This window comes from Caproicibacter sp. (assembly GCF_046707225.1).
GTDB lineage: Bacteria > Bacillota > Clostridia > Oscillospirales > Acutalibacteraceae > Caproicibacter.
This window is the reverse complement of sequence record NZ_JBJKOP010000014.1, coordinates 1-21,672: the sequence shown is the minus strand read 5'-3', so window position 1 is coordinate 21,672 and position 21,672 is coordinate 1. Positions and strand designations below refer to the sequence as shown.

General features: G+C 50.6%; 19 protein-coding genes. 5 read left to right on the top strand and 14 right to left on the bottom strand.

The features are described from left to right. Positions 1–25: 25 nt before the first annotated feature. From ACLQ3M_RS02235 to ACLQ3M_RS02220, 4 genes are all read right to left on the bottom strand, one after another. Positions 26–1,510 (bottom strand): lactate racemase domain-containing protein, encoded by a 1,485-nt coding sequence (locus ACLQ3M_RS02235; protein WP_066645339.1) that lies wholly within the window; start codon positions 1,508–1,510, stop codon positions 26–28. Next, positions 1,507–2,460, bottom strand: coding sequence for a triose-phosphate isomerase family protein (locus ACLQ3M_RS02230; RefSeq protein WP_411676082.1), 954 nt, complete (start codon positions 2,458–2,460; stop codon positions 1,507–1,509). The genes ACLQ3M_RS02235 and ACLQ3M_RS02230 overlap by 4 nt, the downstream gene beginning before the upstream one ends. 61 nt (positions 2,461–2,521) lie before the next feature. Continuing rightward, the gene (locus tag ACLQ3M_RS02225) at positions 2,522–3,682 is read right to left on the bottom strand and encodes a diphosphate--fructose-6-phosphate 1-phosphotransferase (RefSeq protein ID WP_411676081.1); all 1,161 of its coding nucleotides are present in this window, start codon (positions 3,680–3,682) and stop codon (positions 2,522–2,524) included. 16 nt (positions 3,683–3,698) lie between these two features. Then, positions 3,699–4,856 carry a class II fructose-bisphosphate aldolase gene (locus tag ACLQ3M_RS02220; protein WP_411676080.1) on the bottom strand — a complete coding sequence of 386 codons (1,158 nt, stop codon included), beginning with the start codon at positions 4,854–4,856 and terminating at the stop codon, positions 3,699–3,701. Between the two features lie 148 nt (positions 4,857–5,004). Here ACLQ3M_RS02220 and ACLQ3M_RS02215 point away from each other — a divergent pair, with 148 nt between their 5' ends. Then, positions 5,005–6,045, top strand: a complete 1,041-nt coding sequence (locus tag ACLQ3M_RS02215; RefSeq protein WP_411676079.1) for a LacI family DNA-binding transcriptional regulator — start codon at positions 5,005–5,007, stop codon at positions 6,043–6,045. Between the two features lie 53 nt (positions 6,046–6,098). Here the strand turns inward: ACLQ3M_RS02215 and ACLQ3M_RS02210 are convergent, their stop codons facing one another. The 10 genes from ACLQ3M_RS02210 to ACLQ3M_RS02165 all read right to left on the bottom strand — a co-directional run bounded on the left by ACLQ3M_RS02210 (position 6,099) and on the right by ACLQ3M_RS02165 (position 16,352). After that, complete coding sequence (locus ACLQ3M_RS02210; RefSeq protein ID WP_411676077.1) at positions 6,099–6,788, bottom strand: response regulator; 690 nt, start codon at positions 6,786–6,788, stop codon at positions 6,099–6,101. Between the two features lie 52 nt (positions 6,789–6,840). Continuing rightward, complete coding sequence (locus ACLQ3M_RS02205) at positions 6,841–8,367, bottom strand: sensor histidine kinase (protein ID WP_411676076.1); 1,527 nt, start codon at positions 8,365–8,367, stop codon at positions 6,841–6,843. A gap of 137 nt (positions 8,368–8,504) precedes the next feature. Beyond that, on the bottom strand, positions 8,505–9,557 hold the full coding sequence (locus ACLQ3M_RS02200; protein ID WP_411676075.1) for an ABC transporter substrate-binding protein: 1,053 nt from the start codon (positions 9,555–9,557) through the stop codon (positions 8,505–8,507). A gap of 20 nt (positions 9,558–9,577) precedes the next feature. Next, positions 9,578–10,363: an ABC transporter ATP-binding protein gene (locus ACLQ3M_RS02195; RefSeq protein WP_411676074.1), complete on the bottom strand. Its 786-nt coding sequence runs from the start codon at positions 10,361–10,363 to the stop codon at positions 9,578–9,580. Continuing rightward, positions 10,345–11,124 (bottom strand): ABC transporter permease, encoded by a 780-nt coding sequence (locus ACLQ3M_RS02190; RefSeq protein ID WP_411676073.1) that lies wholly within the window; start codon positions 11,122–11,124, stop codon positions 10,345–10,347. Before ACLQ3M_RS02190 ends, ACLQ3M_RS02195 begins: the two co-directional genes overlap by 19 nt. 246 nt (positions 11,125–11,370) lie before the next feature. Continuing rightward, entirely contained in the window at positions 11,371–12,099 is a 729-nt protein-coding gene (locus ACLQ3M_RS02185) for a sulfite exporter TauE/SafE family protein (RefSeq protein ID WP_411676072.1), read from the bottom strand. A gap of 197 nt (positions 12,100–12,296) precedes the next feature. Further along, a complete protein-coding gene (gene msrB, locus ACLQ3M_RS02180; RefSeq protein WP_411676071.1) occupies positions 12,297–13,241 on the bottom strand; it encodes a peptide-methionine (R)-S-oxide reductase MsrB in 945 nt (314 codons plus the stop codon). An 18-nt stretch (positions 13,242–13,259) separates the two neighbouring features. Next, positions 13,260–13,460 carry a YwbE family protein gene (locus ACLQ3M_RS02175; RefSeq protein WP_411676070.1) on the bottom strand — a complete coding sequence of 67 codons (201 nt, stop codon included), beginning with the start codon at positions 13,458–13,460 and terminating at the stop codon, positions 13,260–13,262. A 23-nt stretch (positions 13,461–13,483) separates the two neighbouring features. Then, positions 13,484–13,786, bottom strand: a complete 303-nt coding sequence (locus tag ACLQ3M_RS02170) for a hypothetical protein (RefSeq protein ID WP_411676069.1) — start codon at positions 13,784–13,786, stop codon at positions 13,484–13,486. Positions 13,787–13,916: 130 nt separating this feature from the next. Beyond that, positions 13,917–16,352, bottom strand: coding sequence for a GH36-type glycosyl hydrolase domain-containing protein (locus tag ACLQ3M_RS02165; protein ID WP_411676068.1), 2,436 nt, complete (start codon positions 16,350–16,352; stop codon positions 13,917–13,919). Between the two features lie 460 nt (positions 16,353–16,812). Here ACLQ3M_RS02165 and ACLQ3M_RS02160 point away from each other — a divergent pair, with 460 nt between their 5' ends. From ACLQ3M_RS02160 to ACLQ3M_RS02145, 4 genes are all read left to right on the top strand, one after another. Further along, positions 16,813–17,826, top strand: a complete 1,014-nt coding sequence (locus ACLQ3M_RS02160) for a LacI family DNA-binding transcriptional regulator (RefSeq protein WP_411676067.1) — start codon at positions 16,813–16,815, stop codon at positions 17,824–17,826. 98 nt (positions 17,827–17,924) lie between these two features. After that, positions 17,925–18,941: an ABC transporter permease gene (locus ACLQ3M_RS02155; protein WP_411676066.1), complete on the top strand. Its 1,017-nt coding sequence runs from the start codon at positions 17,925–17,927 to the stop codon at positions 18,939–18,941. Between the two features lie 58 nt (positions 18,942–18,999). After that, positions 19,000–19,938: a carbohydrate ABC transporter permease gene (locus ACLQ3M_RS02150; protein WP_411676065.1), complete on the top strand. Its 939-nt coding sequence runs from the start codon at positions 19,000–19,002 to the stop codon at positions 19,936–19,938. Between the two features lie 49 nt (positions 19,939–19,987). Further along, entirely contained in the window at positions 19,988–21,505 is a 1,518-nt protein-coding gene (locus tag ACLQ3M_RS02145) for an ABC transporter substrate-binding protein (RefSeq protein WP_411676064.1), read from the top strand. Positions 21,506–21,672: the final 167 nt, after the last annotated feature.

The following is a 21,672-nucleotide window of genomic DNA, read 5'->3' as shown; positions in this document are numbered from 1 at the left end:
AAGAAAATTTTTGCCAGATCAGTTCTTAGAGCTTAAATCCGCAGTCCGCATGTCCATTGGTCCCATCATAGGGTTCATCCTTCATGCAGAGATGGACGGAAGCAATCTTGAACGTCTGCGGGAGCGCCAGAATATTCGGATGGCCGCCGACGTACTTCTTCTCAGCGTCGGCAAGGGCTTCCTCAAAGGTAGCGCGGGTTTTTAGCCCCATTCCCCTTGCGATGCCCGGCTCCTGCGCCCCCACAAGGTAGATGGCGGAAGTGTTCTGCTCCGCGATGTCCCCGCAGCTCATCATCGAGAAGCCGTGGAACGGATGGAAAGCGTTGCAGAAGCGATACTTGCGGATATATTCCTCATTGGTCGCAAAATAATCGCCGTAGCGGTTCATGTCGGCCAGCGTGTTCATATGGTCGTGCTGGAACATTTTATAAAGTTCCGGCAGGTACGGCCAGAGCTCCTCGTGGAAATATCCGTTGCAGATGGAGGAGCAGATGATAACACAGTGGTCGCTCATGATACGCTTGAAGCGGATCACCTGAGCCGACAGCGCCTGCATCAGCATGATCGGATTGGTCCCCATGCCGTCGCCGTAGTGGAAAAATTGGGGCATGCCGAACACCAGCACATCGTACTTTTTCTCCGCCCAGTTAACATAAGTGCGCTTGTCCGCCGTCTTCCAGGAAATGGGCTGCATTTCCCTCGCATAGCCGCTGTTGATTTCGATCTGGCGGGATTTGGAATCCAGCACCGCGTCGCAGCAGAAGAACTTTTTGCCCATGCATTTTTCCATATACATGCCGATTTCGTTAAACTTGGTGCGCATCAGCGAATGACCGCTCACCGGGGTGAAATCCGCGCGGTGCATGACTTCCGGCACATGGTGGGAAGCGATGCTGCGCCAGTGGGTAATGCCGGTCGCACAGTGCTTATAACCCCCGGAATAGCCGCCGTACGGGTTGCCCTGCGTATGGCCGATCAGAATCGCGACGTCGGAGTCATAGACATATTTGTTCATTAAAACGGGATCGCCGCGGTCCGTGGTGCCCAGGTCGACCAGATGGTCGTAATCCTCGCTGTCGTGGTTGATGATCTGGTGGGTATACCAGAATTGGTGGAAAATCTCCGGCCCCAGCACGTTGTAAATTTCCTGCTGCGTATTTTTGCGGTGCAGTCCATTTGAGCAGATCAGGAGGACATCCTTCTTCTCCACGCCCGCTTTGTAAAGCTCGTCCAGAATGATTGGAATGCAGACCTTGCGGTGCGCGGTCGGCTGCTCGCCGCCCTTGACGCGGTCCGGGAACACGATGGTCACTTTGGAGCCCTTATGGGCCAGCTCTGAAAGTGGCTCCATGCCGATCGGGTGAAGGATGGATTCCCTTGTCGCCTCAACCAGCTTGTCCTCCGGGATATACGGCGGGTCGGGCACCGTCACGCCGGGAATGAATACGTCCGTATCATCCGGTAAATTCGCGGACATAAGCCCCTGTCCATATTCAAAATCAAGTTTCATGCTGTTTCTCCTTTCCTGTTGCCAGAAAGATATTTTTCCACGATTTTTTTCAAATCCTCGGTGAAAAATCCGATTTCACCGGAAAAACGGGTCAAAGCCACCAGTCCGCCGTCGACGCTTTCGATTCCGCCGAGTATCTCGGCGTTTTCTTCCTTCAGACCGCCACCGTACACCACGGGAATCTCAAAGCCGAACTGTTCCCGCACGATTCTTTTAATCATTGACGATACATACGAGATATATTCTTCCCCAGGAGGCGTCTTTCCCGGCCCGATTGCCCAGATCGGCTCATAACCGATTGCGACCTTCCGCTTCGGCAGATAACCCGCAACGCCTTTCAAGCCGTGCGTGAGCTGGGCGGATAAAACCGCGCGGACCCGGTCCTGCTGTTCCTCCATGCTGCCGCCGCCGCGCTCTTCGGCCGTTTCTCCCATGCAGAGCAGTACGTCCATCCCCTGCTCCATTGCGGAAAGGACTTCCCGGTTGATCAGTCCATCCACCGCCGCCGCGCATTTTTCGCGGGAAGATTCGTTTTGATTCCAATCCGGCTGAAAAGCCCCGATGATCTCCTGCTTGTCTCGCCGCTCTTCGGAGTGCCCGATGATCGACCAGCGGCATCCCATCTGATAGGCGCTGGCCGCCGGCAGATTCGTCGTGAAAGCGCCAAAATTCTTACCCTTTTTGATATTGTCGCGGAACACGCTCTGGCAGCCGACCGAGAGCCGGCCCCGCCGTTCCGCCGGGAAGCAGCCAAGCGCCTCCTGAGCCGGCAGGATTAACGCCTCCGGCACGAAATAAACGACGTTTACGCCCGGGAAAGAGCCGATTCCGAGTTCCACGCTGTCTTTCATGACTCCTTCGATCCATTTCCCCGGCTGTTCCGAGGGGCAAACGCCGCCCTTTTCTCTGGGGACGTCAAACCGTTTCAGGTTAATGAAAATATCTCTCATTCTTTGTCTCCTTCCAGTATTGCCACGTGAAGCGGGCCTAAGCACAACCTTCGCCGCGGTATCAGTCGCCGAACCAGGCAAAATCCAGCAGATCCCCGCCGATCAGCGGCCGGCACCACTCAATAAACCGATCGGTAACGCCAAGCCCCTCTTCGGAGATAAACTCTTTCGGCATGGGGCGCTCATGCATCATGACTTCCTCCACCGGGATTTCGATGACCCGGATGGAATAGGGCGAGGTTTCGACCCGTTCAAATCCAATCATGATTCCCGTCCTGCCCTCCAGAGCCGCTTTGCACGCCATTTCGCCCGCCAGAACCGCCTCGTCGCGGTCAACCGTGGACTGGCACAGCGCCGAGGCTCTGCCGAGAATGCCTGGCTTTTCACTTCTCGCCTTGATGCCAAGCTTTTTAATCACCAGCTCCGCTAGGTAAGCGCCAACGTCGCCGAAGTAGGTGTCCCTGCCTCTTTGCAAAATTGGGGGAACAATCGGGGAGCCGTCCGCCTTTTTGAGTCCCTCGCTTGCCACGATAACGGCACAGCCGTGCTTTGTAAACAGATTTTGAGTATCCGCAAGAAACGCCTCTTCGTCGAAAGAGAATTCCGGTAGATAGATCCGATCCGGTCCTTTTTGCCCTTTTTGTCTTGCCAGGACAGAAGCGGCGGTAATCCAGCCCGCGTTGCGGCCCATAGCCTCAATAATGCAGACATGGATCGGCATGGAACGCACGTCCTGCACGATCTCCGCCGTAGTCTGCGCTAAAAAGCGCGCGGCGCTGCCGTAACCCGGGCAGTGGTCCGTGATGGCGATGTCGTTATCCACCGTTTTGGGAATACCGATCACGCGGATATCTTCGCTGCGCGCCGCGCGATAAAGCTTTCCGCAAGTATCCATGGTTCCGTTTCCGCCGTTGAGCAGCACATAACGGATATGGTGCTTTTTGAGAATAGAGACCATCTTCAGATAATCATCCTCCTGAAGGTGGGTTCGCGAGGTTCCGATCGCGCTCGCGGGCGTCTGCTTGAGCAATTCCAGCTCGGACGCCGGCACTTTGGAAAAATCGACAAAACGCTCCGCCAGAAGCCCGGCCGTCCCTCCTACCGCACCGTAAACCGCACCGATTTCCCGATGTTTTTTTGCTTCCATCACAGAACCGTAAAGGGATGCGTTGATTACAGCCGTCGGGCCGCCGCCATGGAGGATCAGCAAATTTTCACTCATGTCTTCTCTCCCTTTCTTAGCACTGCCCTTTCCGATACCGCTCGGCCATTTCATCCAGCGACACACGCTCGACCAGCGGAGCTTTGCCCACGGAGCCGAACTCAACGATCAGCGTGCCGATAGCTTCCTTGACTCCGCGTTCGACGCAGTCCATCAGCACGGCGACATCCTGATCCGGAATCGTACCAAACATTACGGTGTCCATCACCGGCGGGAAGAAAACGCGCGGGTCGAACTGGCCTTTCTTTTCTTCCAGAATTTTCCAGACCGAACCGATTGATTTACTTTCGCGAAGTTCCGGTCTGTTGTAAAACAGCTCTCTCATGTTCCGGGTAACCGCAAGTCGGATATCCGTGTCCACGTTAATCTTGCCGATCCCGCACGGAATGGCCGCTTTCAGCTCCTCAATCGGAATTCCATGAGCGTTTTGAACGTTCCCGCCCAGCTCGTTAATTTCGTTGACAATATACTGTGGCACGGTGGAAGAACCGTGGGATACCAGAACGGCGAAGAGGTTTTCATGCATCAGGCATTCATTCGCCGCAATCGCAATTTCCTTACGCAGCTTAACGTTTTTACCCTTGGAAGCGCCGTGCATCGTTCCGTAGGAAATTGCCAGGCAGTCAGCACCGGTCTTCTTCACGAACTCAACCACTTTCATCGGGTTGGTATAGGTGGAATTCTGAGCAAAAACATGGTCTTCCACGCCGGCGAGAACCCCGAGTTCACCTTCGACGGTGATGCCTCTTTCATGAGCGTATTTGACAACCTCCCTCGTCAGTTCCATGTTCTTCTCAAACGAAAGCGAAGAACCGTCAATCATAACGGAGGTATAGCCGTTGTCAATCGCGGCCTTGCAGGAGTCAAAATCCCTTCCATGGTCCAGATGCAGAACGACCGGAATCGGGGAATCCTGCCCATATTTTTTCACCGCGTCGGCAATCCGTTTTGCTCCGGCCTTTTTATCCTCCAAAGTTGCATTCATGAAGTCCGTGCGACCTCCCATGAAGCCGTTGGCGAGGTCGGCTCCCTGCAAAATCGCCGCGGAGCGGAACATTTCATGCACCTCGATGGCCGCTTTCGCTTGTGAAACCGCATTGACGTTAAACGCTCCCTGAGCGTACCCATATTTTTTTGTTACCTCCAACACGGGCCGTAATGGAACCAGTGCCACACAAAACACCCTTTCTTTTCAGACGAAAACGTCCTTTGATTACTTAAATTTTACCACCGTTTCATCTCTTTAAACGCTAATTTTACTAAAACGTTTGCGTTACTAAAAACACTATGGTATGATAAATTTCATGAAAGGAGGCCAAGTGATGACTTTAAAAAATCTTGCTCAGCTTGCCGGTGTTTCCATCTCCACCGTTTCACGGGTCGTCAACAAGAACGATTCCAGCGTCGCAAGCAAAGAAGTCCGTGACAGAATCTGGGACCTGGCGCGGCAGACGGGCTACGTTCCAAACCGGTCCGCACAGAATCTGAAGCTCGGAAACCGGCCTCCTCAAACGGAGGCCGGGCGGCATATCGCCTGCATTTTTGCACGCACGCCGAATGGAAAATCCGACCCCTTTTTTTCTCAGATTTTCCGTTCAATCGAATATGAGTGCATGAAAAACCGGTATGAAATGACCGGCGTCTACACCGCCCTGAATCTGAGAAGCACCGTTCAGAGCCTTTCGGATATCCGTTACGATGGGATCGTCGTGCTGGGCAGGTATTCCCGTTCCCTGATGAACCAAATCAAAAGATGCTCAAAAAACATCGTGTATACCGGTCTAAACCCCATCTGCGACCCTTACGATCAGATCATCTGTGACGGCTACGAAACGGCAAAGGCCGCCGTGCGTTACCTTCACACGCTGGGGCATACCTGCATCGGTTATCTGGGGGAAAAGTCGGATGAAATCCGCTACCGCGGATACTACGACGCGATTCAGGAGCTTCGTCTTCCGCTGCGGCGGGAGCACATTGTTGAGGCGGAGCAAACCATGCAGGGCGGATACCTGGGCGGAAAAAGAATTCTGACAGCCGTGCATAGCTCATCCGAATTCGTTGCAACAAGACCGACCGCAATCTTCTGCGCAAACGACAGTACCGCCATGGGAGTTATGAAGGCATTTCACGAGGAAGGAGTCCGGGTTCCAAAAGAAATCTCCATTATCAGCATAGATAACACCGAGATCTGCCAGTTCACCTCCCCCATGCTCACTGCCATTCACATTCCGAAGGACGAGCTGGGGAAAATCGCAGCAAAAATACTGATTGACCGCATGGAGGGCGGACATTCCCTTCCCATGAAAATTGAAATACCATTTACTCTGGTTACCCGCGAAAGCTGTGCGAGTCCAATGCACTGACGGGCCACGTATAGGCTCCATTCAAGTCTTTACTTAATTTTTCCGCCATTTTCCTAAATCGGCTCCGAATCGAAAAGATACCCGATATTCAGTTCATTGATGAGCTTGACGATTTCTTTCGTTCTTCTGCATTGGAACTTTCTCAGCAAACTTTTGATTTGGGTCTTCACCGTAACCAGTTCGACACAGCGAATCTCCGCGATTTCCCTGACCGATTTTTCTTTGAGCAGCAGTTGAATGAGCTGCCGCTCTGCCGGAGTCAGCTGTGCGATATTATTAATAAAAAACAGCAGGCTGCGCTCGGAGCGGCGGAGCCTGGAATACTCCCCTATAATTTTTTGCTGGATATTCACTTCCATGATTGGCTCTCCGCGGTAAGCCGCCCGGACGTGTCTCAAAAGCTCTTCGTAATCCTGTCCCTTGACAACGTAATCGACGGCTCCGGTACCCATGGCGGTCAGTATCATGTCGTCCGTGTCGTGCGCGGTCAGGTAAATGATTTTCTGATCGTGCTTTTTGTCGCGAATAATTTCAGCCGCTTCAATTCCGGAATTCAGGGTTTCCATCTCAATATCCATTAAGATAATGTCGCAATCAATCCGCTCAGAAAGTTTCACGATTTCTTCTTTGGAATGCGCCGTGCCGACAACGGTCATGTCTCTTTGCCCGTTGATAAATTCGCCCAAATCATCGCAAAGCAGCTTAAAATCTTCCGCGATTGCGATTCTGATTTTGTCCGCCATGGCGTTTCTCTCCTTTGTATTTTATGCAGGAAACCACCGACTCTGCGGATTCTCAATCCAATGGAAAATAGTCTTTTCTCGCGCGGGGCTCGTACCGGGGAAGGACCAGGAAAAAACTGCTTCCCTGTCCGGGAAAACTCTCGAAGCGGAGCATGCCAAAATGGCTCTTGGCAATCCGTTTGACATAATGCAGCCCCATTCCCCAGTTGTAATTTGTGTTCTTCGTTGTGTAGAACGGATCCACTATTTTTTTCTGTTCGTTCTTCGGAATACCGCCGCCGTTGTCGTCCACTTCAAAGAATGTGTAAATTCTCCCGTTGTACGTTTTCAGTTTGATTTTACCCTGGGGTCCTCTGCCAACGGCAAGGATCGCCTCCTGCGCGTTCATCAGCAGGTTGCACAGGGCCTCCGAAAGGCTCTCCTCGTCCGCCAGAATCAGCATTTGGGGAACGAGGTCCATCCGGACCTCGGCCTCCGGATATTTGCCGTGAAACCGCTGCACTGCAAGCCCGGCGATGTGTTCCACGGCGACCGGCCGCAAAACAATGGAGTGCGACTTTGTATTCGCGTTCAGCCGGTTGATATGGGTCAGCATGTTTTCATTAAGCTTTCTGAGTAAATCAAAATTTTCCCGCAGAGCCGCGAGGTCCGGGGAATCTGAATCTAAAATCTTCTGGATTCTTTTATGCACCACGCCGCAGGAAAGAATCTGGTTTTTAATGCTGTGCACAAAGACCGATATTCCCGCGTTAGTAATCTCGAATTTTCGCTGCAGCACTACGTCTTCCAGATTCAACTGATAATTAATCTGCGTGTAGCGGATGAGGTTCCACAGCCCTATAAAAGAGGAAACGATGGTGACGGCCGTAAGCAGAACCCATCCGAAGAGGGGCATCGCCGGGTTGGAGTAAGAAAATCCGCTGACCCAGAGATATTCCGAACCGTAAAGCTGATAGATCTGAATCGGGTCCTGAAAGCAGTCGATCCCATACAGGAACGCCAGACTGATGTGCAGAAACAGGATATTGCGAAATTGCCTGCGAAAATAGGCAACCGGGGTCGCAAAATACTCGCGGATCATCAGAAGTATGCCAGCCGCAAGGTAAAGCAGAATCCAGACCAGCGTGAGCGTCATCAGTAAGGTCTGAAGAGCAAACCGATTGCAGACAACCACATAAAACACCTGCGGATAATAGAGTATCAGTGAGGCGGCGGGCGGCAAACAAAACAGATTCATCCATTTCCTGTTGCGGGAAACAAACGGGATCGTAGAATATTTGATGGAAATCATCAGCAGAAAATAGGGAAACAGATAGCGTCCGACGGCAATCATATACCCCAGTTTGTCCAGCGTGATGAGGGCATACTGCAATCTTGTCTGAATCCGGACCGACAAAAACAGAAAGATATACTGAGCATGGCTGAGTCCGCCGATTTTTGCCGTATACAGAATGATCCCCGAAAGCATGAGAACCAGGCTGGTGCAAAGGCCGAGGAACAGAAAAGAATGGACATTTTTTCTCATAACGGCCAGAATCACGGAATCCAAAAACAAAATCACCAGTATGAGTATCAGCATACGAAACTCCTTTTAACAGATGATGTCAAATCTTACTATACCTTTTCCAAGATTCAACGTCAAATATGCGCAGAACGGCTGAAAGAAAACTTCCGGCCGTTCTGCGCAAATATTTAATAATTTTGATTCTAACCGATTTATTTCTTGTTTGCTTCGTACGCTTTGATTATGATGTCCGGGCTGAAATAATTATCCACATCCACAGGCGATGCCAAAGAGCCGCTGGAAATAAAATTTTTCTGCTGAACTTCATACATCTTCTTCATGTTTCCGCTCTTTGCCTCACTGTAAATCTGCTCCGCGGTCGACCATTCGCTGTCGCCGGTTGTCTTTTCAATCGTTGCTTTATCCTGCTGGATCAGGTCCGCAACCCAGTCAGCCACCTGTTTTAAGTGATTGGCCCTGTAATCCTGAGCCTTTAAAAGAGCTCTTGTGAACCGAACAAGATTATCCTGATTCTTTGCGTAGTAATCATTGGTGCAAATAAAGCTGGACGGAGATGTCGTTTTGTCTGCAAATGTCTTATTATTTGCGAGGACCATGACTTTGTCTCCCATTTTTTCCTGAATGGTAATCGTGGAAGGCGACCATGTTGCGCAGGCGTCCACTTTACCGCTGATCATGGCGGTGGCGGCGGCGGAAGCATCCATCTGTACGACTTTGACATCCTTTTCCGTCATCCCCGCCGATTCCAGAACAAGCTTCAAAATCTGTTCGCTCGACGTGCCCAGCGTTGCGGCAATCGTCTTGCCCTTCAAATCTGCGGCCTTTGTAATTCCCTTTTCCTTGTTCACCATTACCTCATCGTTAATGGAAGAATCATCGTAAGCGAAAATTTTGGCCTGGCCTTTGGCGCAAAGCACGTGAGCGCCGGTACCAATCTGGGCAACGTCGATGTTCCCGCTGCCCATGGCGGCGATTTCATCAGGTCCCTTCGAGAACTTTACCGTCTCAACATTGATACCCTGTTCCTTAAAATAGCCCATTTGGATACCGGTGATTACCGCTCCCGCGCTGCTCATGTTCGGCATGTACGCCACCCGCATGGTAATGGCCGGAGCCGCCGATGAGGCGGACGAGCCTGCCGCCGTGCCGGATGAGCCCGCCTGGGAGGCGCTGTTTCCACCGCAGCCCGTAAACACGGCCGCGATCATCAAAACACTGACCATGGTGCTGATAAACCTTTTCATAAAGTACTCCTCCTAATGTTTTATTTTTTAACCTCGAGATACTCCTTATAAACTTTTCCCCAAATGTAATTTTTCAGCTCGATAAATTCAGGCATCATCTTGGTCGCCTGATTGCGCGGGTAAGGAATGTCGATTGCAACGCTCTCCTTGATGCGTCCCGGGCGCGCGCTCATGATCACGACAGTCTGCGCGAGAAGAATCGCTTCTTCCACATCATGCGTGATAAAGAAGCAGGTTTTCTGTTCTTTCTCCCATGTTTCCAACAGATCCTCCTGCAGCTGTGCCCGCGTCTGCGCGTCCAGCGCACCGAAGGGCTCATCCATCAGCAAAATCTCCGGATTCATCGCATAGGCTCTCGCGATCGCGACTCTCTGTTTCATCCCGCCCGAAAGCTCTTTTGGAAAATTGTCCGCAAAATCCTGCAGCTCCACCATCCGAAGATATTTGTCCGCCACCGCGCCCATCTCAGACTTTGACATACCTTTTAGTTTCAGCCCAAACTCAACGTTTTTACGGACAGTCAGCCACGGAAACAGCGCGTATTGTTGGAATACGACGCCGCGCTCCGGGCCGGGGGCGGTGATTTCCCTTCCGTCAAGATAGATTTTCCCCGAAGTGGGCTCCTTTAATCCTGCAATCAAATTCAGCAAGGTGGATTTTCCGCATCCGGAGGGGCCGATCACACAGACAAATTCGTTTTCCGCAATGTCCATGCTTACCCCGTTCAGGGCTATTGTTTCCCCTTTTACCCCCGAAAAAGACTTCTTGACATTGTCGATTTTTACTTTTACTGCGTTTCCTGCCATGAGGTTAATTTCCTTTCAAGGAATTTTACAATCTGCTCAAACATAAGCCCGATCACACCGATAACGAGGATGCCCATCAGGACCGTCGGCATGTCGTAATATTCGCCGGCCGCCGTAATCATCATTCCAAGCCCGCTGGAAGCACCCGTCATCTCCGCCGCGATCAGGGTGGTCAGGGCAGTCGAAAGCCCCAGGCGCATGCCGACCAACAGGAAAGGAACGGAAGCGGGAATGATTACCTTTAGAAAAATATCTTTGTCGTTCGCACCGAGAACCCTTGCCGCTTTAATGAGCGTCACATCCACATCGCGTATCCCCTGATAGACGGTAATAACATTAACCAGAAAAGTCGCGATGAAAATGACAACGACCTTCGCGGATTCTCCCACTCCCACCCCGGCGATCACGAGGGGGATATAGGCCAGAGGCGGAATATTGCGGATGAACTGAATCCACGGCTCAACCAGGTTCCGGAACACTTTGTACCAGCTCATCAGAAAAGCCACCGGAATTGAGATTAAAAATCCAAGCAGAAAGCCGCAGAGAACACGGAAAAGACTCATTCCGGTATTGAGCCAGATCACTCCGCTTTCGGCTTTTGAGGCAAAGGACTGAACGACTTGCGCCGGAGAGGAAAAGACTATTGAGGTGGAAGGAAGAGCGGACAATAGCTGCAAAACCGCCAAAGCGAGCAGGAAAGAAACCAACAGCCAGATACGGCCGCTCACCTTTTTCACTTTCGGAATTCTCTTCTGTTTCATAGATTGCGTTTTACTCCTGTTCTCAGAAATGTAATTGATTCGTTATTCAAACCCGTTTTCGCTGCCTTCACCGGTTTTGCCAACATCTTATCCGGCTGATACGACGATAAGATGGCTCAGCGCGTTTTATCATTTCTCACATCTTGTTCAATGAGCTTTGGTTTAATCATACTATTGAAAAAGCACTTTCGCTAGTATGATTTTTTATCCTACTTTTACTCTCCGGTTTCCATCGATTTTTTCCGTTCACCCTCCCAGAAGCAGATAAATTCCAAACGCCGCCATGAAGAAATAGACCAGCCGGCGGATCATATTCATGGTCATCCTTCGAAAAAGGGCATACCCGGCAAGGCATCCCACCGCCGCCCCCGCCAGAGAAACGGAGCTGAACCGGAAGACCTCCGGATTATAGTCGCCGATCAAGGCGTGCAGCAGCAGAATCAGAATACCGTTGGCGGCAAAATAGCACTGCAGAGTAGCGTGGTATTCCAGCTTATCCTCTGCCGCCGACAGGAAGTATACCACCATCGGCGGGCCGCCGAGATTGAACAGCCCGCTCATCAATCCGCTGACCGCCCCTGCGATCAGGCCATTCTTGCGCGACCGCGCGATCCGGAGACGGCTGCTGAAAAAGATAAAGTACAGGGACAGCAGAAACAGAACCCCTCCCAAAGCCCGGCGCATCCACACGTCAGGCGTCGCCATCAAAAGAACGATGCCCGCCAGGCTGGTAGCAGTCGAGGAAAGGAAAGGATAAAGCATCAACTTTAAATTAATCTGCCTGCGCAGTTTGACTGCAAACAACAGCATGATTGCGACGCCGCTGGTGGCCGTGACAGTCACCGCGGTTCTGTAAGGCAAAAGCAGCGGCATCAGAGACATCGACAAAATGGAATAGCCAAAGCCGGTACTTCCCTGGAGAATAGAAGCAAGCAGCGCAATTAGAACCAGCAGGATATTAACATTGAATTGCATCCTCTTAATAACCCCATTTTCAAAAATTAAAGAATGATAAGCTTTTTAATCTTAGCATGCCACCGGGCAACCTGCAACTTTGTGAAGGCCGCCAAGCCTGAACTAAAGACGGACGGGGCGGTTGCTCTTGAAAGCAACCGCCCCGTCACTGCTTAAAACAGGCCGCTGGATCTGGGCAACGGATCATCCAACTTTTTTCAGACCCGGTCAATCCACTCGCCGTAGCCCTCTTTTTCCATATCCTCTTTCGGAATAAACCGGAGCGCCGCGCTGTTGATGCAGTACCGCAGGCCGCCGCGCTCCCGCGGCCCGTCCGGAAACACATGCCCCAGGTGGGCGTTTCCTTTCTTACTGCGTATTTCCGTGCGAATCATCCCGTGGCTCATATCCCTGCGTTCCGTGACCAACTCCTGAGAAAGCGGCTTTGAAAAGCTGGGCCAGCCGCAGCCGGAATCGAATTTATCCTCTGCCGTAAACAGCGGCTCTCCGGTGGTTACGTCCACATATATGCCCGGTCGGTCCGAATCCCAGTATTCATTTTCAAACGGCGGTTCCGTCGCCGCGTTCTGCGTCACATCAAACTGCATCGGAGTCAGTTTTTCTTTCAGTGCCACCGCGTCCGGCGCGGAGAACCGCACGGCCGGATCGGACGCCTGTGCGGCTTTCTGAATTTTCGCCGGGCTGATATGACAGTAGCCGCCCGGGTTTTTGTCCAGATATTCCTGATGGTACTCTTCCGCCGGATAAAAATTCACAAGCGGCAGGACTTCGATCGCGACCGGGTTTGAAAGTGTTTTTTGAAGCCGGTCGATTTCGGAGCGAATCACCGGCAAATCCGATTCCTCCGTGTAATAAATTCCGGTACGGTATTGAATTCCGCTGTCCCCGCCCTGACGATTCACCGCTGTCGGATCGATCGCGTCGAAATAAAGGCGCAGTAAAAAACCGAGCGAGACCTCATTGGAATCATACTCCACGCGAACCGTCTCCGCGTGTCCGGAATTTCCGCATACCTGTTCATAAGTCGGGCTATCGGTCGGCCCGTTCGCATAGCCTGTTTCGGTTTTCGTTACCCCGTGAACGGACGAGATGTATTTCTGCATTCCCCAGAAACATCCGCCCGCCAAAAAAATTTCAGCCATTTTAGTTCCTCCGACGTCTTATTCTTCCACAATATTCTGCACCCGTCCGACCTGGTCATCCTCCTCCAGCATCACCTTAATTCCATGAGGATGCGTCGGGCTTTTCGTCAAAATCCGTTTCACATGCCCGCGCGTCAGTTTGCCGGTCGGCTGGTCTCTTTTCAGTACGATATCGACCAGCGCGCCGATCTTGATCTTGCTTCTTGTTTGACCGTTCATCGGTCTTACCTCCCGTATTGACGCTATGATTCGTCGGCTTTTCTCTTTTTTCGCCGATGCAGCAAAAAGAGTGTCACCGCCGTAAAAACCGGCGGCAGTGCGAAAACAAGCGGCACCAGAATTGTCAACGGCGATTTCGACGTAACATAAATTGCCGTCGGCACGTCCGCCCCGCCGATGACCGCAGCCGATCCCCGCAAAAAGTTCATTTGCCGAACCGCGAGAATTCCGGCGGCAGCAAGCTCCGCCAGCGTGACGAAACCGAAAACCGCCGCCGCAAGCTGAAGCAGCCTCATGGATATTTTCCTTCGATTTGCCTGATTCATTCTTAATTCACCTCTGGTTCTTCCTCTACTGTAATGAATTTTGAAATGGATGTCAAGGAAGGCTCCGCAGACAAAACGGGACGGACGCCATTCCGCGTCCGTCCCGTCCTGCAAGGTTGAAATTTAATCCTTAGCCCATTACCGCTACCACCCGATGCGTCTTTCCGTCGGAGCAGTCCGGCAAAAGATTGCCCGTGATCAGCATCCCGTCGAGCGTCATCGTCTTGATGCCCTTCTCAACGCCGTCCGGATTCCGGACCTCGATCACATAATCCGCCCCGCGAAAACGCCGGGTCACCGTAAAGCCTTTCAGAGCGGAGGGAACACACGGGTCAATCTGAAGCCCGTCAAACTGCGGACGGATTCCCAGAATAAACTGGGAAACGTCATAGAACGTCCAGGCCGCCGTACCGGTCAGCCAGGAATTTTTCGCTTCGCCGAAGCGCGGCGCATCCCGGCCCGCAATCATCTGTGCGTACACGTATGGCTCCGTGCGATGAATTTCACTGATGTCTTCCAGATACGCCGGACAGGTTTTGCGGTACACCTCAAACGCGCGTTCTCCGTGCCCGACCATGGTTTCCGCAATGGAGATCCACGGGTTGTTGTGGCAGAAGATACCCCCGTTTTCCTTATATCCGGGCGGATAAGAAGAGATCTCTCCCAGATTCAGGCGGTAAGTCGTGTAAGACGGCCAGTTCAGAACAATGCCGTATTTGGTATCCAGATGCTCTTTCACCGAATCAAGCGCGCGTTCCGGCAGGCCCTGATCCATTCCGATTCCGGCCATTGCACAGAACCCCTGCGGTTCAATAAACAATTTTCCCTCATCGCATTCTCTGGAGCCCACCTTGTTTCCCATCGCATCATACGCGCGCAGGTACCATTCGCCGTCCCATCCGTAACGAATCACCGCCTGCTCCATATCCTTTGCCGCTTTCAGAACGACTTCCGCCTCCGACGTAAGACCGCCGCGGCGCAAAATCTCCGCATAAGAAGGCGCTATGTACACAAGCATTCCCGCAATGAACACGGATTCCGCCACACCGCTTTCCCTGTTTTCCACCGTCTGAAAGGATTCTCCCGGCTTTTTTGAAAAACAGTTGAGGTTCAGGCAGTCGTTCCAATCGGCACGGCCGATCAGCGGCAGGCCATGGGGACCAAGATTGTCGAGCACATGGCCAAACGAGCGGCGAAGATGCTCCAGCAGGGAAGCCGATTTTTTCTCATCATTGTCAAACGGAACCGATTCCTTCAGAATGGACCAGTCCCCCGTCTCCTTCAAATAAGCGGTAACGCCGAAAATCAGCCACAGGGGATCGTCGTTAAACCCGCTGCCAACCTCCATGTTTCCGCGTTTGGTCAGCGGCTGGTACTGGTGATAGGCGCTGCCGTCCGCCATCTGCGTGGCAGCAATATCAAGAATCCGCGCTTTGGCCCGCGACGGAATCAAATGTACAAAACCAAGAAGATCCTGAGTGGAGTCGCGGAACCCCATGCCGCGACCGATTCCCGATTCAAAATAGGACGCTGAGCGGGACATGTTGAACGTTATCATACACTGATACTGGTTCCAGACGCTGACCATGCGGTCCAGCTTCGGGTCTTCGCTTTGCAGGCAAAAGCGTGAAAGCAGCCCCTCCCAGTAATTTTTCAGTTCATCAAAGGCAATTTCCACCTGCCGGTCCGTATGGAAACGGTCCAGCAGCCTGCGCGCGGGTTCTTTATTGATCACTCCGTGCGCTTCCCATTTTTGATCCTCCGGGTTTTCGCAGTAGCCAAGCACAAAAATGTAGCTTTTTTCCTCGCCGGGAGCGAGCGTGACCCCAAGGCAGTGCGACCCGATCGGCGACCAGCCGCTCGCGACCGAATTGCCCGGTTTGCCGTTGAAGACGGCGTCCGGGCGGTCAAATCCGTTATACAGGCCCAGGAAGCTTTCGCGGTCCGTGTCATAGCCCTGAATCGGCGCGTTGACGCTGAAGACGGCATAATGGTTGCGGCGCTCACGGTACTCAGTCTTATGGTAAATGGCGCTGCCATCGATTTCTACTTCCCCGGTATTAAAATTGCGCTGGAAATTCGTCATGTCATCGTAGGCGTTCCAAACGCAAAACTCCACAAAGGAAAACAGCTTGATTTCTTTCACCGCGCCGCTCTGATTTTTCAGCGTTACCCTGTGGACTTCACAGTCCGCGCCGATCGGGACAAAGGAAAGCTGGCGGGCCGTAAGTTGATTTCTCTCCGATTCAATGACGGTATATCCCAGCCCATGGCGGCAGCGGTAACGGTCCGGCTTCGCTTTCACCGGCGCCCATCCTGGATTCCAGACATCATTCCCGTCACGGAGGTAAAAATACCTTCCGCCCGCGTCGGTCGGAACGGAATTGTACCGGTACCGCGTCAGGCGCATCAGCCGGGCGTCTCTGTAAAAGCAATAGCCGCCGGACGTATTAGAGATCAGGGAAAAGAATTTTTCATTCCCAAGGTAATTGATCCAAGGATAGGGAGTATCCGGCCTTTCAATGACATATTCCCTTTGAACATCGTCAAAATAACCGAACTTCATAAAAATATTTCCTCATTTCCGCCAGAAATTTAGGTTAAACAGTCTTTAAACCGAAAACGTTTTCGAATTAAAGGCGTACTACTCCTTATTACTTAGCATTTTTTAGTTTAGATGTATTTCGCCCCAAAATCAAGTACATTTTATAAATTTGTCAATTCACACAAGGATTTCTTTTCTGTTTTGTAGGTAATAAAACCAAGATTTCTCTTGACACCGCCCACTTTTTTCGTTTTTCAATAACCTGCATTGACTTGCCGAGGTTAGCGAAAACATTTTCGTTAATAATATAAATTAAGGAAAATATTCTGATCATTGTCCGCAGTAAAAGCACATTATTTTTATAATATGGCTTTCAAAAAATTAAATTACATATTTTTTTGAAATTTAATCTTGCAAAATTGTGTATTGTAGATTATACTAAGAATGCGAAAACGATTTAGGAACAATCGGAGGAATTTCTGTGGCTAACATCAAAGACATTGCGGCAAAATGCGGACTCTCCGTTTCAACTGTAAGCAAGGCCCTGAACAGCTACAGCGACGTCAGCAGTTCTACTAAACAGCGCGTCCTGAAAGTTGCCGAAGAATTCGGCTATTTCCCGAACTCGCTCGCCCGCGCTCTGAAAACAAACCGGACGTACAACCTGGGAGTCTTATTTACGGACGAAGCCAACAGCGGTTTAAAGCAGGATTATTTCGCCGCTGTTTTGAACGGTTTCAAGGAAGAGGCAGAGTCCCGCTCTTACGATATCACGTTCATCAACCACAACATGAATGCCGGCAGCCATCCGATGTCCTATCTGGAGCACTGCAAATACCGGAATGTTGACGGAGTCTGCATCGCTTGCGTTAATTTTCTTCAGCCGGAAGTTCTGGAGCTGATTAACGGCAGTCTCCCGGTTGTGACGATCGACCATATTTTTAACAACCGCACCAACATAAACTCCAACAACGTGATTGGAATGCGGGACCTGGTAACTTACATATATCAAATGGGGCACAGGAAGATCGCATATGTCCACGGCAAGAAGTCGGCCGTCACGGAACAGCGCGTTACCAGCTTCTGCAGAACGCTGATGGAACTGGGCGTGGAGGTTCCTTCCGAATACCTTGTTCTTTCCGCCTATCACGACACACAAACCACCAGGGACTGCGTCAGAAGACTTTTGGAGCTGCCGAACCGTCCGACCTGTATTGTCATGCCGGATGACTACGCCGCTTTGGGCGGGATTGAAGCAATTGAAGCAGCCGGCTTGAAAATCCCGGAAGACATCTCCATCGCGGGTTACGACGGCATTGCGCTTTCTCAGGTCATCAAGCCCCAGCTGACCACGCTGCAGCAGGATACGGATCGCATGGGCCGCGAAGCCGCCAGAAGGCTGATCGCTCAGATTGAAAACCCGCTGACCACAATCGTAGAATCCGTAACCCTGACAGGTACGCTGATTCACGGGCAGTCCGTTGCGGAAATATGATTTTTGCCTGCCCGATGAGAAATCAAACGTCTTATTACAATTCTTATAAGAAGCCAATAAAAACAATCCACTAAAGTAAGCAAAGGGGGATTTGCAAAATGGCAGCAGAACAAGCCGCCGGCACAAAACCAGGCAAACGAATCGGCAGGATTGGCAAACCGTCAGATGCAGCTGTCGGTTTAAGGAAAAAGAGCAAAGGGGCAAGGCGGAGGGATCTTGCATTTTACCTGATGCTCCTGCCCGGCGTTCTTATCTTAGTCATCAACAACTATCTTCCGATGATTGGGGTAGTAATCCCGTTTGAAGATTACAGGTATAATGTAAACGCCGGTTTCTTCAAAAGTTTATTTACCAGCCAATTCGTCGGTTTTCAAAATTTTCAATTTCTATTCAAATCCGTCGACTGTATTACAGCAACGGTAAACACGGTGGTTTACAACCTCGTATTTATTGCGCTTGACCTGATTGTGCCAATTGCGCTCGCGATATGCATGTCCGAAATGTGGAACCAGAAAAAGGCCAACACCTACCAGACAATGATGTTCCTGCCTTATTTTATCTCATGGTCGGCAGTCAGTTACGTGGCCTACGCCTTTCTGTGCAACGCCGGTTTTATCGACAAAACCATGCTGCCGCTGTTTGGCATGCAGAACATCGATTTTTACACAAAGCCCGGTTATTGGCCGGCGATCATCATTTTCTTTCATTTGTGGCATTACACCGGATATAATCTGATTATTTATATTGCCGCAATTTCAGGGATCAGCAGCGAATACTACGAAGCCGCAGCGCTGGACGGAGCTACAAAATGGCAGCAGATTCGCTATGTGACGCTGCCCATGCTCAAAACAACCGCCATCATCCTTTCGCTGCTCGCGGTGGGACGCATTTTCAACGGCGACTTCGACCTTTTCTACAACGTACCCAGAAACATTCCCCAGATTTACAGCACCACCAGTATCATCGACACATTTGTGTACAATGAGCTGATTAATCTGGGCGATATCGGAATGTCCGCTGCGGCAGGTTTGTACCAGGCGACCGTTGGCTGTGTCATTGTGTTCCTGTGCAATTTCGTCGTCAGAAAAGCCGACCCGGATTCCGCATTGTTTTAACAATCGATCATGATCCGGATTTTATATTCGCTGCATGAGTGCGGCAGGGAGGTTGGCAATGGTTAATGCAATTAACAAGAAACATTTGAATTTCTTGGAAAAATCAAAAAATTACGAATTTAATAAAGTCACTGCGCGTTCCAATTTTACCATAAACTTGATTTTCGTATTGATCTGTATCCTTTTCCTTGCGCCATTGATTCTTGTAGTCATGGTTTCTTTCAGTTCAAAGGAGTCCCTTGATACATACGGCTATCAGTTCTGGCCGGCGGCTTTTGATTTAAAAGCATATCAGTACATTTTTAAATACAGCTATGACTTGATCCACTCCTACTCGAATTCCATCATTGTCACAAGCATCGGTTCCATTACCGCAACATCGATTATCGCCCTGTATGCATATCCTCTTTCCAGAAGCAATTTCCAGCATCGAAACGGATTTGCGTTTTTCGCATTTTTCACCACGATTTTCGGCGGCGGCTTGGTCCCCTGGGTATTTGTTTACGCACAGCTGTTAAAAATCAACAATTCACTTTTGATCCTGATTATCCCCTATTTGGTGAATGCCTGGTGGATCATCATTATGCGCACCTTTATGAAGCAGTCGGTCCCGGAGGACCTCGTTGAGGCCGCAAGAATCGACGGGGCAGGCGAATTCAGAATCTTTTTCAGCGTGGCCCTTCCGCTTTGTAAAGCGGGGCTCGCGACCATCTTCCTGTTCTGCCTTGTCAAGTTCTGGAACGACTATTACCTTTCACTAATCTTCATTAATGACCACCATCTCTATACCATTCAATACTATTTATACTCCATGCTTGACAATATCAATTACGTTCTGACAAGTCCCAATGTTCCGGCGGAAGCCCGGCGGAATCTTCCAAGTGAAGGCGCGAGGATGGCTCTTGCTGTGATTGCCGTTGGACCCGTTGTATTTTCCTACCCGTTTTTCCGCAAATTTTTTGTCAAAGGCATCATTGTCGGTGCTGTAAAAGGCTAATACCGAGAAATCGGTTAGTAAAATTTTAAATTATGGGGAGGCAATTTTTATGCATGGTGTAAAAAAAATCCTGAGTTTTACTCTGGCATTGGCCACTGTTGTTCCGTTCACGCTGTCAGGCTGCACAAAACCGGCTCCAGCTGACGCAACACAAAGCAGCAGTACCGCAAGCGCAGCTTCCGGGGAAAGCAGCGCAGCTCCGAAAGAAACGGTAACATTAAAGCTGATGACCGGTGACAAGAAGATTCAGGGACTTGACCGCGTGGAAAAAGCGGTTAACGATTATCTGGCGCAAAAGAATACCGGACTCCAGATCGATTGGGAAACCTATTCCTGGGATGATCTGAAGCAGAAAACAGCCACAATGCTTCAGACCGGACAGGAAGCCGACATCATGAACACCTCAAGCTGGATTACGCCGGGTTATGTCGCGCATTGCCAGAGAGGTGAATTCACTGATATCACAAAGTATGTCAACGACTCTCAGTATCAGGACGTCGTCAATATCATCGGAAAAGATTTCCTTGACGGTACCAAAGTCAACGGCAAATATTACGGAATGCCGACCAATAAGGAAAAGGCTCACAACTTCGGATTCCTCTGCCAGACCGCAGAGCTCAAGAAACTGAACATCGACCCGTCGTCCATTAAAACGATGGACGATTTGGCAAAATACTTTGACAAGGTTAAGGCCGACGGTCTAATCCCGGTCTGCGCGGCTCAAATGGATAGCCCCTACAAGTTCCTTGACTGGGATGCTTTTGACGCCGATAATTCTCCGTTCGCCTTTGACCCGAACGACGAGAAAACAATCGTAAACCCGTTTACGGCAAACAAAACAATCGCATTCTATAAAGAAATGAAAAAATGGCATGACAAAGGCTATTTCAGCCCTGACGTTCTTACTTCAAAAGGTCAGGAAACCGATATGGCAACCGGAAAGTATTTCTGTGGATCCTGGTCTGTAATGCCGGGCAAAGCTCAGACGGAATCCGCGTCGCTGAAACTTGACCTGACTCAGATCGACATTACGCCGGTTGAAAAAACAAACCGCGAAACTCTCGGCGCGTTGTTGGCGATTCCTTCTTCCTCCAAGCATCCGGACGAAGCCTTCAAATTTATTTCGATGCTTTACACGGATAAGACTCTGATTAACCTGATGACCTACGGTGTTGAAGGAACAGATTACACAAAGAAATCGGACAATGTGATCACAGTCAGCAAGGATTCAGACTTCACTTCCGCCGGTGGCTGGATTATGGGCAATGAATTTAACAATTATCTGACCGACCTGCAGTCCCCGACCCTGTTCACGGACATTGAAGCATATAACAAAAGCGCAAAGGTTCTTGACGACCTCGGCTTTGTTTATGACACATCAAAATGCAAGACGGAATACGCGGCCTGCCAAGCTGTAGTTACCAAGTATTATCCGCAGCTCTTCTACGGCACCTGCGACGTCGATTCCACAGTTGCTCAAATGAAGAATGAATTTAAAACAGCCGGCATCGACACCTTGCTTGCCGACGTTCAGTCTCAGTACGACGCATGGGTAAAGAGTAAATAGCTTCTCAATAATTTGCCGGTGCCGTTAAACGGCACCGGCACAGATTGTCGAAGAACCCACCTGACGCGTTAAGCGAAGGATGGGCTCTTTTTACAATTTGCGTGAAGAGAAAATAGAAAACGAAAAATCAACATAAAGCCGGAAGAATGACGATCCCGCCACTTCCA